Source organism: Duganella flavida (genome assembly GCF_009857445.1).
Lineage (GTDB): Bacteria > Pseudomonadota > Gammaproteobacteria > Burkholderiales > Burkholderiaceae_D > Rugamonas > Rugamonas flavida.
On the sequence record NZ_WWCN01000012.1, the window covers coordinates 1 to 12553 of the forward strand.

Annotated in this window: 12 protein-coding genes; 5 read left to right on the forward strand and 7 right to left on the reverse strand. The window is 62.8% G+C overall.

Annotated elements, in window-relative coordinates:
• The 4 genes from GTP46_RS18445 to GTP46_RS18460 form a co-directional block, all read left to right on the forward strand.
• Positions 1–524 (forward strand): DUF58 domain-containing protein (locus tag GTP46_RS18445; RefSeq protein ID WP_161008101.1); only part of this gene is annotated, 524 nt, incomplete at its 5' end.
• On the forward strand, positions 521–2521 hold the full coding sequence (locus GTP46_RS18450) for a transglutaminase TgpA family protein (protein WP_161008102.1): 2001 nt from the start codon (positions 521–523) through the stop codon (positions 2519–2521). The genes GTP46_RS18445 and GTP46_RS18450, both read left to right, overlap by 4 nt.
• The gene (mltB, locus tag GTP46_RS18455) at positions 2512–3666 is read left to right on the forward strand and encodes a lytic murein transglycosylase B (RefSeq protein ID WP_161008103.1); all 1155 of its coding nucleotides are present in this window, start codon (positions 2512–2514) and stop codon (positions 3664–3666) included. The genes GTP46_RS18450 and mltB overlap by 10 nt, the downstream gene beginning before the upstream one ends.
• 419 nt (positions 3667–4085) lie before the next feature.
• Entirely contained in the window at positions 4086–4430 is a 345-nt protein-coding gene (locus tag GTP46_RS18460) for a hypothetical protein (protein WP_110846846.1), read from the forward strand.
• 87 nt (positions 4431–4517) lie between these two features.
• On the opposite strand, the gene cysM is transcribed toward GTP46_RS18460, so the two are convergent.
• Positions 4518–5420 (reverse strand): cysteine synthase CysM, encoded by a 903-nt coding sequence (cysM, locus tag GTP46_RS18465; protein WP_161008104.1) that lies wholly within the window; start codon positions 5418–5420, stop codon positions 4518–4520.
• 145 nt (positions 5421–5565) lie between these two features.
• Between cysM and GTP46_RS18470 the strand changes: the two genes are divergently transcribed.
• On the forward strand, positions 5566–7335 hold the full coding sequence (locus tag GTP46_RS18470; protein ID WP_161008105.1) for an FAD-dependent oxidoreductase: 1770 nt from the start codon (positions 5566–5568) through the stop codon (positions 7333–7335).
• On the opposite strand, the gene GTP46_RS18475 is transcribed toward GTP46_RS18470, so the two are convergent.
• The 6 genes from GTP46_RS18475 to rfaE1 form a co-directional block, all read right to left on the reverse strand.
• A complete protein-coding gene (locus GTP46_RS18475; protein ID WP_161008106.1) occupies positions 7304–7522 on the reverse strand; it encodes a hypothetical protein in 219 nt (72 codons plus the stop codon). The genes GTP46_RS18470 and GTP46_RS18475 overlap by 32 nt on opposite strands.
• Before the next feature lie 67 nt (positions 7523–7589).
• Positions 7590–8354 (reverse strand): hypothetical protein, encoded by a 765-nt coding sequence (locus tag GTP46_RS18480; protein WP_161008107.1) that lies wholly within the window; start codon positions 8352–8354, stop codon positions 7590–7592.
• Positions 8355–8514: 160 nt separating this feature from the next.
• A complete protein-coding gene (locus GTP46_RS18485; protein WP_161008108.1) occupies positions 8515–9822 on the reverse strand; it encodes an MBL fold metallo-hydrolase in 1308 nt (435 codons plus the stop codon).
• Complete coding sequence (locus GTP46_RS18490) at positions 9822–11183, reverse strand: M28 family peptidase (protein ID WP_161008109.1); 1362 nt, start codon at positions 11181–11183, stop codon at positions 9822–9824. Before GTP46_RS18490 ends, GTP46_RS18485 begins: the two co-directional genes overlap by 1 nt.
• A gap of 62 nt (positions 11184–11245) precedes the next feature.
• A complete protein-coding gene (locus GTP46_RS18495) occupies positions 11246–11539 on the reverse strand; it encodes a ComEA family DNA-binding protein (RefSeq protein ID WP_161008110.1) in 294 nt (97 codons plus the stop codon).
• Between the two features lie 85 nt (positions 11540–11624).
• Complete coding sequence (gene rfaE1 / locus GTP46_RS18500) at positions 11625–12548, reverse strand: D-glycero-beta-D-manno-heptose-7-phosphate kinase (protein WP_161008111.1); 924 nt, start codon at positions 12546–12548, stop codon at positions 11625–11627.
• Positions 12549–12553 lie beyond the last annotated feature (5 nt).

The following is a 12553-nucleotide window of genomic DNA, read 5'->3' on the forward strand; positions in this document are numbered from 1 at the left end:
GCTGGCTGGCGGCGCCGCGCGTGCGGCTGGTGACGCGCTTTCCACTGGGCCTGTTCCGCGCTTGGAGTTACTGGCGGCCGGACGCGCGGGTGCTGGTGTATCCGGCGCCCGAGCTGCCGGCGCCGCCGCTGCCGTCCAGCGGCGCGGCCAGCGAGGATGGGCATGGCACGGTGGGCCTGGATAATTTTGCCGGCATCCGCAGCTATCAGCCCGGCGATCCGCTCAAGCATCTGGCGTGGCGGCAGATTGCGCGCCATGATCCGGCACTGGGCGGGCAGCTGGTCAGCAAGCATTTCGAGGGCGGCGCGGTGGCCGAGCTGTGTCTGGATTTTGCCGCGCTGCCGCTGGCGATGGACCTGGAACGCAAGCTGGCGCGCATGGCCAGCTGGGTGCTGCAGGCGGAGCAACGCGCCCTGCCCTACCGCTTCCGCCTGGCCCAGCACGACCTCGGCCCCGCCCTTGGCGACGCCCACCGCGCCGCCTGCCTGCGCGCGCTGGCCTTGTTCGGCAAGGAGGGACGATGAAGCGCTTCGCGCTGCGGCTCACGCGCGACAAGGCGGATACGCTGCTGTTGCTGGTCGCCGCGCTGATGGTGCTGGCGCCGCACGCGGCCCACTTGCCGCTGTGGATCAGCGCCCTCACCGGCGTTACCCTGCTGTGGCGCGCGGCGCTGACGTGGCTGGGCAAACGCCTGCCGCCGGTGTGGCTGCTGGTGCCGATCGCACTGGCGGCCATGGCCAGCGTCTACCTCACTTACCGCACCTTGCTGGGCCGCGACGCCGGCGTCGCCATGCTGGTGCTGCTGCTGGCCTTCAAGCTGCTGGAGATACACGCCAAACGCGACCTGTTCGTGCTGGTCTTCCTCAGTTTTTTCGTACTGCTGACCAGCTTCCTGTATTCGCAGACCATACCCAGCGCGCTGTGGGTGGCGCTCACGCTGGTGGTGCTGCTGACGGCCCAGCAATCGTTCCAGTACACCGGTGCGGTGCCGCCGCTGCGCCGGCGCCTGCGCAGCGCGGCCATGCTATGCCTGCTGGCGGCGCCGCTGGCGGCGCTGCTGTTCATCGGCTTCCCACGCATCCAGGGCCCGCTATGGGGCTTGCCCGGCGATGCGCTAGGCGGCAAGACCGGCTTGAGCGACAGCATGGCGCCCGGCACCCTGTCCTCGCTGGCGCAGTCCGACGAGCCGGCCTTCCGCGTGCGCTTCTTCGGCGCTGTGCCGGCCCAGCAGCAGCTGTATTGGCGCAGCATCGTGCTGGGCGACTACGACGGCCGCACCTGGACCCGGGTGCCACGCAAACGCGGCCTGCAGCGGCTGGAGATCGCCATCCAGGCGCGCGGCCAGCCGCTGCGCTATGAAACCACGCTGGAAGCCAGCAACACGCGCTGGCTGGCGCTGCTGGAGCTGGCCGCGCCCGGCGTGCAGCTGCCCGGCCAGCGCCTGCGCGACACCGACGAGATGGAGTGGCACACGGTCGATCCGGTGACGCAGCGCCTGCGCTTCCACGCCAGCGCCTATCTGGATTTTGCGCTGCAGGCCGGCGAGCAGCCGCAGCACATGGCGCGCTGGCTGGAGCTGCCGGCCGGCGTCAATCCGCGCACGCTGGCGCTGGCGCAGCAGCTGCGCGCGGCCCAGCCCAACGCCGGCGCCCAGCAGCTCAGCAACGCGGTGCTGGCGCGCTTCCGCACCCAAGGCTATAGCTACACGCTGGAACCGCCGCTGCTGGGGCGCGACGCGGTGGACGATTTCCTGTTCGGCAGCAAGGCTGGTTTTTGCGAGCACTACGCCGGCGCCTATGTGGTGCTAATGCGCGCCATGGGCGTGGCAGCGCGGGTGGTGACCGGCTACCAGGGCGGTGAGCTGAATCCGGTCGACGGCTACCTGACGGTGCGCCAGTCGGACGCCCACGCCTGGGCCGAGATCTGGACCCCGCAAGCGGGCTGGCAGCGGGTCGACCCGACCGCCGCCGTGGCGCCCGAGCGGGTGCAGCGCAACCTGGCGCGCGCCCTGCCGCCCCCGTCCGGTTTCGGGCTGGCGCCGCTGCTGGAATTGCAAAACGATCCCGGCTCGTGGCTGGCGCAGCTCCGATACAACTACGCAGCGTTGAATAATTCTTGGAATCAATGGGTACTGGATTACAATCCAGATAAGCAGCGAAGTTTCCTCGAAGAACTAGGCGCCACTTTCGGCAATGCGCGCAGTGCGCTGGCGGCGCTGCTGGTGGCCGCGCTGGTGGCGCTGTGGCGCTGGCGGCAGCAGCAGCGACCGACCGATGCGCTGGACGGCTTGTATGCGGCGTTTTGCCGGCAGCAGGCGCGCCGTGGCGTCGCCCGCTTGCCAGCCGAGGGACCGCACAGCTACGCGGCGCGCTTGCGGGCAGCGCCCGGCAGTGCGGCACAGCACGCTGCGAGGGACCAGTTTTTGCACCTGTACGGTGGCCTGAAGTATGGCGCCGGCGGGACCGAATCACGCTCGGCGTCGCTGGCGACGCTGAAAAATTTGCTACCTTTATGCCGATGAAAACCCTGATTACCGCCCTGCTGTTGAGCGCCGCCGTTGCCGGCCAGGCCGCTGCTGCCGTCGATCCGTATGGCTACACCCTGCCGCCTAGCATGCAGAAAAAGAAAAAGCCGGCGGCCGCCAAGAAAAAGGCCGCACCGGCCGTCGACTATGTCGGCGAGTACGTCAACTTCGGCGACTGGAAAGAGGTGCGCGCCTTCCTCGACGACCTCGCCACGCGCGATGGTTTCGACCGCGCCGAACTGAATGCCCTGATGACCCAGGTGCGCTATGTTGACGCTGCCGTGCAGCTGGTGAAACCGGCGCCGCCGGGCAAGCCGAAAAACTGGCAAGCCTACAGCAAGCTGATGATCGACCCGGTGCGCATCGACGCCGGCGTCAAGTTCTGGAACGAGAACAGCGAGGCGCTCAACCGCGCTGAATCGCTGTACGGTATTCCGGCCGAAATCCTGGTCGGGATCATCGGCGTGGAAACCGTGTACGGCCGCAACACCGGCCGCTTCCGCGTGCTCGATGCGCTGACCACGCTGGCGTTTTCGTATCCAGAAGCGCCGCAGCGGCGCGAGCGCATGGAATTCTTCCGCGGCGAACTGGAAGCGACCTTGCTGTTCGCGCGCCAGACCGGCATCGATCCGCTGTCGCTGAAAGGCTCGTTTGCCGGCGCCATCGGCATGCCGCAATTCATGCCCAGCAGCGTGATGAAGTACGCGGTCGATTTCGACGGCAGCGGCAAGATCGATTTGCTGGCCTCCAGCAGCGATGCGATTGGCAGCGTGGCCGCCTTCCTGGCTGGCCACGGCTGGCAGCGCGAACAGGCCGGGCCACTGGTGTATGCGGCCAGCGTCTCGCCCAACCGCGCTTGGGAAGCCATGACCAACCAGGGCCTGGTGGCCAAGTACCGCGCACCGGAGCTGGGCGCGGCGGGCGTGACCACGGCCACGCCGGCGCCGGATCAGCTGTATGGTCTGGTGGATTTGCAGAATGGCGCCGAGCCCACCGAGTATTGGCTGGCCAACGCCAATTTCTTTGCCATCACACAGTACAACCGCAGTTATTTCTACGCCATGTCGGTGGTGGAGCTGGGCCAGGCGGTGAAAACGGCGCGCGGCGGTGCGCCGGCGGCGGGCTTGCCTTCAGGAATGTAAGCAAGCGTAAAAAACTTTGTCCCGTGGGCTTGCTCACGGTATTGTTTAGTTGACACTTGGAAATTATTTATGCATGCTGCGGAGAAGGCAGTCAAAAGTGGGCAGCTTTGCAACGGAATTGTTATAGAATTAACTTTAACCGTTAATTAAAAGTGCGCACCGGCAGCATATCATACGAGACGGTGTATAATTCTCACACAATGTTGCAGTCGGACAACAATACCCTGCGGGAAGTGTGTTTTTTTTATTGCTGCTGAGTATTAGATTGCAGACTGTTGTACAATTGTGTATATATTATGAAACTTGTTATCCTGGAACCCGTGTCCGTGTATGAGTACTCCTGGTAAGGATGGACATAGACGCAGCAAAGCCCCGAGTGTTGTACTTTGCAGGACAACTTTACTGAAGGAAAAGACGACATGACAAACCAAGTCGGCATAGACATGAACAACGATGCGGATGGCGATGATCTGCTGCAATACAATCCCAACCGCCTGCTCGATACCCTGATCGAGAACCTGCGTCTGAAAAACGATGCAGCGCTGTCGCGCGCACTGGAAGTAGCACCGCCTGTGATCAGCAAAATCCGTCACCACCGCCTGCCAGTCGGCGCTTCGCTGCTGATCCGCATGCACGAAGTATCGGACCTGAGCATCCGCGACCTGCGTTATTTGATGGGCGATCGCCGCAACAAGTTCCGCATCAGCGACAAGCAATTCAAGCCTAAAGAAGGCGAAACTCCAGGCGGCAGCAACAACGGCTAATCCAGCCCGCGTTAGCAGTACCTGATCAGAGTGCCCTCCTCCCTTATCAAGCAAGGGACGAGGGCATTTTGTTTTTAGGCCGCGCCGTTAAGCTGGAAACACGCCGGTGGACAGATAGCGATCGCCACGGTCGCAGACGATGAACACAATGGTGGCGTTTTCCACGGTGTTGGAAATGCGCAGCGCGATTTCGCAGGCGCCGGCGGCGGAGATGCCGCAGAAGATGCCTTCCTCAGCCGCCATGCGGCGCGCCATGCGCTCCGCCGCCGCTTGCGACACGGCTTCCACGCGGTCGACGCGCGAACGGTCGTAAATCTTCGGCAGATACGCTTCCGGCCATTTGCGGATGCCGGGAATCGACGAGCCCTCTTCCGGCTCGGCGCCGATGATCTGGACTTCCGGATTCTGCTCCTTCAGGTAACGCGAGGTACCCATGATGGTGCCGGTAGTGCCCATGGCGCTGACGAAGTGGGTCACGCGGCCGTCGGTGTCGCGCCAGATTTCCGGGCCGGTGCTTTCATAGTGGGCGCGGGCGTTGTCCTGGTTGCCAAACTGGTCGAGGATGATGCCCTTGCCGTCCTTTTGCAGCTGCTCGGCCATGTCGCGCGCGTATTCCATGCCGCCGGTTTTCGGCGTCAGCATGATTTGCGCGCCGTAGGCGGCCATGCTCTGGCGGCGCTCGACGCTGAGGTTTTCCGGCATCAGTAACAGCATCTTGTAACCGCGGATGGCAGCAGCCATCGCCAGTGCGATGCCGGTGTTGCCGCTGGTGGCCTCGATCAGCGTATCGCCCGGCTTGATGTCGCCGCGCTCCTCGGCCCGTTTCAGCATCGACATGGCGGCACGGTCCTTGACCGAGCCGGCCGGATTGTTGCCTTCCAGCTTGCCGAGGATGATGTTGTTGCGGGCCGCCGCTTCGGCGCCGGGCAGGCGCGCCAGCTGCACCAGCGGCGTATTGCCGATCGTATCTTGCAAAGTCTTGTAAGCCATCGTCTTGTTGTTTGAGTTCGCCAAAACAAGCATTTTAGCCGAGTTGCCAGAAAGCGTACGGCTCCCACTTAAGACTTTGGACTGGGACGGCCGCTTGCGCTAGACTGGCAACACTTGTGCAACCATCTTCATATGCGGAATTCTCATGGCCACCACTCCCTCCGACTTGCTGCCCGAACTAACCCCGGACGATCCGTCGCCGTCGCTGGCCCACAACCTGGAACAGCGCAAGCACCAGATGTTCCCCGTGCTGAGCGCGGCCGACATCCGCCATATGCACCGTTTCGGCCATGTGATGTGCTTCAAGCATGGCGAAATGATTTTCGAGGCCGGCAAGACCAGCTTCGGCCTGATGCTGGTGCTGCAAGGCGGAATCGAGGTGAATCGCTATGATGGCCTCGGCAACACCTCGTACGTGACCACCCACCAGCCCGGCCAGTTCAGCGGCGAAGTGGCACAGCTGTCGGGCCGGCCGTCGCTGGGCAATGGCCACGCGGTGGGCGAGGTGGAAGTACTGGTGGTGCCGTCGGACTCCTTGCGCGCCTTGCTGGTGGCACATGCGGATCTGGGCGAGCGCATCGTGCGCGCGCTGATCCTGCGCCGTGTCGGCCTGATCGAGCAGGCTTCCGGCGGACCGGTGATTGTCGGGCCGCGCGGGCATGGCCGCATCCACACGCTGCAGACTTTTTTGGCGGCCAATGGCCATCCGCACATCGTGCTCGATCCCGAACATGATCGCCAGGCGGCCGATTTGATGGCGCATTACCAGCCGCGCGCGGAAGAACTGCCGCTGGTGGTGTGTCCGGATGGCGTGGTCAAGAAAAACCCGAGCGTGGTCGATATCGGCCGCTGCCTCGGCATGCTGCCGGAACTCGATACCGACAAGGTGTGGGATGTGATCGTGGTCGGCGCCGGACCGGCCGGGCTGGCCACGGCAGTGTATGCGGCCTCGGAAGGCCTGTCGGTGCTGGCGCTGGAGACGCGCGCTTACGGCGGCCAGGCTGGCGCCAGTGCGCGCATTGAAAACTATCTCGGCTTCCCGACCGGCGTCTCCGGTCGCGCGCTGGCAGGCCGCGCCTACGTGCAGGCGCAGAAGTTTGGCGTTGAGGTCGCGATTCCCGCGCCGGCCGGACGGCTGGTGTGCGACACCTATCCGCTGCAAGTGGAAATGTGCGGCAGCCTGCAACGCTTGAAGGCAAAGACCGTGGTGCTGTCGTGCGGCGCGCGTTATCGCCGGCCGTCGCTGGCGAATCTCAAGCAGTTCGAGGGCAAAGGTGTTTACTACTGGGCTTCGCCGGTCGAGGCCAAGCTATGCAAGACGGAAGAGATTGTGCTGGTCGGCGGCGGCAACTCGGCCGGGCAAGCGGCGGTGTTCTTGTCGGCCTATGCGTCCAAGGTGCATATGCTGATCCGCAAGGAGAGCTTGTCGTCCACCATGTCGAGCTATTTGATCGAACGGATTCAGGCCACGCCGAATATCGCGCTGCACACCTGCACCGAAATCATCGCGCTGGAAGGCGATGAGGATGGCCTCAAACAAGTCCGCATCCGCAACGCCAAGACCGAAGAAGAATGCGATTACGACGTCTGCCGCGTGTTCCTGTTCATCGGCGCCGATCCGAACACCGGCTGGCTCAGTGACTGCGGCGTCGACGTCGATCCGCATGGCTTCATCCGCACCGGCTTTGACGTGACCAAGTCGCAGTGCAAAGCCAACTTCGCCAACGGCGTCTACCCGAAAGACCTGCCCTCGCGCGCCGCCTTGGAAACCAGCGTGCCGGGCGTATTTGCCATCGGTGACGTCCGCGCCACCTCCACCAAGCGCGTCGCCGCCGCCGTGGGCGAAGGCGCCGCCGTGGTCTCGCAAATCCACCAATTCCTCGCTAACCTGCCGCTCGAAAAATTGCGGAGCTGAGCGCATCGAGGCGATGAGGACGCGTCGCCAGCAATTGGCCAAAGAAGGCCAGCGTCGGCGCAGACGACAGGAACACCAGTTGTTCCTTGTCGGGCTGCGCATACCAATCGGTGCTGTTCAGCCATGTGCATAGTGCCTCATCCAGCCTGAACTCACGCGCCTGCTCTACGCCTTGGAAAGACTTCATCAGGTCTACATCAGCTGGATTGCGTAAGGCGGCAAGTGCAATCAGGCATACACGCGTGCGCTGCGCGTTAGGCACTCCTCGCTGAAGTAATTTTTGATAGTGAATCGCCCTCCATGTCCAGCAACATCCTAAGCGCAACGGCTCGAATTGCGCCAAAATGTAATCTGCTGCAGAAAGGTAAAAACTGTCTTGCAATTCTGGCGCCAGGCTGGCACACAGTTCCAGCGCGAATCAGCGTTAGCTCAAACTTTTCCAACCATCCGGCATAATCGGCCCGGCCGGCGCTATGCCAGCGCAAGATCATTGGCATCGCAGCTAACAGCTGCGATGCGGGTAGAAAAGGTAATAGCGTCATCAAGGCCGTCCGCGCAGCGCGCTGCACTTGGGGCACCCAGTCATTCAAGCGCTCTACCACGACCGGCAACAACTCTGGCAGCGCCAACTCTACGATACGCTTAAGCACCACTTCACGCATATAGCATGTTGGATGCGCAGCATGCTGCAGTAAAAATTCGGCAGACTCCGTAGTACTGATTTTTTTAAACAGCTCCGCATAGTAATGATTGATCGGCGCAGACGCAGAAGGAGTCACAAGCAAAGGCGCAGCTACGGGCGCAGGCGCTGGCGGTGTCTTCCTGAGGACATAGGGCGGTGAGGTGTCTGCCAAATCCTTAGCGGGAGGTTTTCTCTTTTGCCTTTCTCTTTTTGTCTCTTTCTCTCTCTTTTGAACTCTTCGCTCTCGCTCCTGTCCAAGAGACAGAAAGAGATAAAAAGAGAACGAAAGAGAAAGGGGAAAAAAAATGTGTCCCGCTAAGGAAGAGAAAACTAGCACGCCGCCTATACTCCCGGCAATCGTTTATAACGAGCTGCGCAGCTATTTGCGCGAGAGCGGCAGCACGCTGTCGCGAGCGAAGCGCTGATTAAGGCCGTCCAACTCTGGAGCACCGCCTGCCCAAATACCGCCGCGCGTGGGACTTGCTGGAGGACGTCGATTAAGCTGCTTTGATGCGGCGCAGTTGGGCGGCCTGGTAGGCGGCGAAGGCGTTGTCGAACAGGGTGCGGATTAAGGGATCGTCGACGATATCGGCGTCCGCTGGCGCGCCGTTGATGCGCATGTACATGGAGGTGAGCGATTCGCCTAGCGCCAGTCCTGCGTACAGTTTGGCGATTGGGATTTCGGTATGCCATGTTGGCACTTCTTCGTCGACGGCCAAGGCGATGCTGTCGCCGTGGATGCGGTAGCGGTAGTGCTGCGCGCTGCCTTCGTGGTCGTAGACGGAAAGCCGCCACACGCATGGCGTGGCGAAGTAGCTGTCTTCAGGAAGCTCCATTTCTTCGTAGCGCTCTAACAGCCCGCTATTGCAGAACGCCTGTACCTGCGCGGTTTGCTCAAAGGTCAACGCGGTGAAATGGCGTGCGATGTCGGCAGTTGGTGGCGGCACGGTGTCGGGATCATATTCGTAGTCGACATCTTGCTCGCCTACTGGCAGCACCCACGGCAGCGGTGCGGCGGGCGTGAGCGCATCGGCGGTCAGTTCGACGGCGACTGAAGGATTGAGGCGAACCACCTGCGCAGCCGGCAGCCACTCGCCCACCGCTTGCGCGAACTGGCGATAGGTGATCGGGAACATCGCGTGGTTGTACCACGACCAGGGCTCCTGTCGGAACTGGCAGGAACTCGGTACGACGTAGCGCGGCGCCAGTGCCTGCAGCTGCTCTGGCCATTCCTCTGGCAGTTCGACTGGGCCGCGCTCTGCGCGTGAAGGCGCAATCACGTCCACTTCGCGCATGGTCTGGAATGGCCACAGCACCATATCCCACGGTGCGTAGGGTTTGAGCTGCTCCAGCGTCTCCGGATCCATCCACGAATCGACCACGTTGAGCACATTCAGGCCTTCGGCGCGAATCTGGAACATCGAGTCCACATCCGCCTCCAGCGCGCGGCGCGGGATTACTTCAAAAGCGCCCACCAGTACCGGCAGGTCCAGCGCCAGCGGCCGCACGTCGACGAAGCCCAGTTCACGTATCATCGCGAACAATTCATCGAACAGGCAGTAGAGGTAGACCGGCGTGGCGCGGTCCAGCAGATCCAGGCTCTCCAGCGAGCAGTGATCGTCATGGAAGTGCGAGATGAACACCGCATCCGGCCGCAGCGCCCTCACCTGCGCGAGGTCGAAGCGCACGTCCGGATACGCGTGGCAGTTGCGGCTGAACGGGTTCTCGAACACAGGGTCGAACACGATCTGCGTGCCGCCGCTTTCGAACACGTAGCCGGCGTGGAGGATGCGGGAAATCTTCATCAGCGCAGCGGCGTTGGATAGCTGGCCGGGCTGACGTTGCCGTCAACATCAATCGCCTGCACGCCGAAGTACACATTATCCTTCGACTGCGGCATGGTGAACTCAGTCACCTTGCCGACGAATTTGGAGCCCTGCCAGTCAGCCGCCGTGGTATCACGCCAGACGATGCGATAGCCCGCCAGATCAGGCTCGCTATTGGCCTGCCAAACCAGCTCGGTATCATTCTGCAGTTTGGCGGTACGCACCTGCACCTTTTGCGGCGCAGCCGGTGCCAGGGCCAGCGACGATAAGGCCGCCGCATTCACGCGCGCGACCTGGGCGATGTAGTTGTAGTCGTTGTACTGCGGCAGATCGCCTATCAGCACGCCGTTTTCGGTACGGATATTCTGGTGCTGGTGATTGAAATCCTCGGCCGGCTCGGTGAAGCGCAAGGCCGCATAGCCGCGCTCCAGGAACGGCATGTGATCGCCGCCACGCAAGTAGCGGTCGCGCCGCTGGATTACGTTGACTTTAAACTTCGGCACATAGCGCTCGCCCGCTTCCTTCACCGCACGCGCCAGTTGGCGCGACAGCGAATCGTTCTCGCCGCCGGTCTGGATCAGCGTGCGCACCGCATCGCTGTTTTCCTTCTGCACCGGCAGGCCTTCTGCGAACAGGCGTACTTGCGTATCGTCCTGCTTGCCGTGTTCATCGCGCGAGCTGCCGATGATATCGTTGGTGAACATGCCGGCGATATTCAAATTCTTTTGCTTGGCCTGTTCCGCCCAATGCGCCGCGCCCAGCAAGCCCTGTTCCTCCGCCGCCACCGTCATGAACACCAGCGTGGCGTCGAATTTGTACTTGGCCATCACGCAGGCCATCTCCATCACGGCCGCAGTGCCGGAAGCGTCGTCGTTGGCGCCGGGCGCGTCGCCGCTGGCGTCCATTATGTCGGTGTTGCGCGAATCATAGTGGCCGCTGACCACGTACATGCGCTCCGCTGACGCAGGCTGCGCGCCCGGCAAAGTCGCCACCACGTTCACGATTTCAGTCGGACGGCTGATGCGCGCGGAGACCGGCGCGATATGGCTGTCAAACTCCACCTGCAACGGCGTGCCGGCGCCGCAGCGCTCCAGCTCCGCCTTGATCCAGCGCCGGGCGGCGCCGATGCCCTCAGTGTCGGACACGGTGTCCGACATGGTGTGGCGCGTGCGGAAGCCCACCAGCTTGCGAATAGTCGCTTCAATACGTGCAGGGGAAATCTGTTTGACGATCTGGTCGATCTGCGCCTGATGACGTTTGGTATCAGGTTCGGCGGCCATGGCCGGCGCTGCGATCAGCAGGGCCAGCGCAATGGGCATTAACTGTGGTTTGAACTGCATGCAGCGCTCTCCGTGGTGGGAGCCCGCAGCAGGGCGCTGCGGGCCGTTGGAAAGCCACTATCTTACTTGCTGGACTTGGCCGGTGCACCATCTTTCGATTTGCCGTTCACTTGCAGGCCGGCCTCGGACAGCTTGATGGCGTTTTTAGGACCGATACCCTTGACGCGCTGCTCGAGATCCGGCCAGTCCTTGAAATCGCCCTTCTTGCGTTCTTCGAGGATGGCCTTGGACTTGGCTGGCCCCAGGCCACGGATGCCGTCCAGCGCAGCCGCATCGGCCTTGTTGACATCCACCTGCGCCCAAGCCGCCGCCATCGACGCCAGCATAGCCAGCAACAGCAATAGTTTCTTGATCATCGTAGTCTCCATTAAAGTGAAAAGGAGCGAAAATCGCCCCTAGGATCACCTTAACGGAGCGCGGCAACCGCGCAGTTGAGCCAGATCAAGCGCCGAACAATTCCTCGCGCGTGACGGTGGCCGTACCCAGTTTGCCGACCACGATGCCGCCAGCGCGGTTGGCGGTTTCCACCGCTTCCTGCCAGCCGGCGCCGGTGCCCAGCATGCAGGCCATGGTGGCGATCACGGTATCGCCCGCGCCGGAAACGTCAAACACCTCGCGCGCCTGCGCCGGCGTGTGGTACTGGGCGCCGTCAGTGTACAGCGTCATGCCCTCTTCCGAGCGGGTGAGCAACAGCGCATCGAGCTTGAGTTCCACGCGCAGGGCTTGCGCCTTGGCGGTCAGCTGCTCTTCGCTGTTCCACGATCCGACGATGCGCTTGAATTCCGACTTGTTCGGCGTCAGCACCGTGGCGCCCGCGTAGCGCGAGAAGTCGTCGCCCTTCGGATCGACCATCACCACCTTGCCGGCCGCACGCGCGGCGGCGATCATGTCGGCCACCGCCACCAGGCTGCCCTTGGCGTAATCCGACAGCACGATCACATCGTAATCGGCCAGCAGCGCCTTGAACTGTTCCAGCTTGTCGCGCAAGACCGTGTCGGTCGGCGCTTCCTCAAAGTCAATGCGCACCATCTGCTGCTGGCGCCCGATCACACGCAGCTTGATGATGGTGGAAATCGCTTCGTCGCGTTTCAGGTAGCTGCGGATGCCGCCACCGGCCAGCAGCGAGGCCACTTCATCGCCCGCCTCGTCGTTGCCGACGATGCCCAGCAAGCCAGCCTGCGCGCCCAGCGCCGCCGCGTTGCGCGAGACGTTGGCGGCGCCGCCGAGGCGCGCCTCGCGCTTCTCGATGCGCACCACCGGCACCGGCGCTTCCGGCGAGATGCGGCTGACCTCACCGAACCAGTAACGGTCCAGCATCACGTCGCCCGCCACCAGGATGCGTACTTTATCCAGATTCGTCGTCACGGTGC

Coding starts and splice junctions, on each gene's coding strand:
- GTP46_RS18470 (WP_161008105.1), top strand. CDS start 5,566: ATGGCCACCACTCCCTCCGACTTGCTGCCCGAACTAACCCCGGACGAT.
- GTP46_RS18490 (WP_161008109.1), bottom strand. CDS start 11,183: ATGCAGTTCAAACCACAGTTAATGCCCATTGCGCTGGCCCTGCTGATC.
- GTP46_RS18485 (WP_161008108.1), bottom strand. CDS start 9,822: ATGAAGATTTCCCGCATCCTCCACGCCGGCTACGTGTTCGAAAGCGGC.
- GTP46_RS18495 (WP_161008110.1), bottom strand. CDS start 11,539: ATGATCAAGAAACTATTGCTGTTGCTGGCTATGCTGGCGTCGATGGCG.
- GTP46_RS18475 (WP_161008106.1), bottom strand. CDS start 7,522: ATGAAGTCTTTCCAAGGCGTAGAGCAGGCGCGTGAGTTCAGGCTGGAT.
- GTP46_RS18450 (WP_161008102.1), top strand. CDS start 521: ATGAAGCGCTTCGCGCTGCGGCTCACGCGCGACAAGGCGGATACGCTG.
- GTP46_RS18460 (WP_110846846.1), top strand. CDS start 4,086: ATGACAAACCAAGTCGGCATAGACATGAACAACGATGCGGATGGCGAT.
- cysM (WP_161008104.1), bottom strand. CDS start 5,420: ATGGCTTACAAGACTTTGCAAGATACGATCGGCAATACGCCGCTGGTG.
- mltB (WP_161008103.1), top strand. CDS start 2,512: ATGCCGATGAAAACCCTGATTACCGCCCTGCTGTTGAGCGCCGCCGTT.